This is a genomic window from Bacillus sp. JJ1474 (assembly GCF_036965225.1).
Taxonomy (GTDB): Bacteria; Bacillota; Bacilli; order Bacillales; family Cytobacillaceae; genus Cytobacillus.
This window is the reverse complement of the sequence record NZ_JBALPC010000289.1, coordinates 1-372: the sequence shown is the minus strand read 5'-3', so window position 1 is coordinate 372 and position 372 is coordinate 1. Positions and strand designations below refer to the sequence as shown.

The 372-nt window shown below is 27.7% G+C and carries 1 protein-coding gene; it reads right to left on the bottom strand.

From position 1 onward, the window contains the following. Positions 1-129 precede the first annotated feature (129 nt). Complete coding sequence (locus V7164_RS24680; RefSeq protein ID WP_335348125.1) at positions 130-342, bottom strand: DUF2187 family protein; 213 nt, start codon at positions 340-342, stop codon at positions 130-132. Between the last annotated feature and the right edge of the window lie 30 nt (positions 343-372).

Sequence of the window (372 nt, the reverse complement as noted above, 5' to 3'; positions counted from 1 at the left end):
TAATTCTGTTTTATTCATTTTTATACACCTCAATTTTTATATACATGTAGCAATAAAAAACATATCATAATTTCTTCTTTTTTTCTATTTTAAGTATAAACTAATTAGATAAAAATTTGATTTTCAAACTCACACTAGAGTATATTTCCCATGCCGAACAACTGTATTTGGCATTTCGTATCCTAAAGCTTTTGCATCCTTACTTGAAATTTCGACTAATACACTATTAGTCCGAACAAGAAACACTCTACCTTTATATGTATTACTTCTTCTTTCAAAAAGGATAGCATCCCCTGCATTTGCTCTCTTTTTACCAGAAAATTCACTCTTTTCTTTTTGCATTTTCTGTTATTACGCTCCTATTAATATTAT

Excerpts from the sequence above, each read along its gene's own strand:
- V7164_RS24680 (WP_335348125.1), bottom strand. The coding sequence starts at position 342 with ATGCAAAAAGAAAAGAGTGAATTTTCTGGTAAAAAGAGAGCAAATGCA.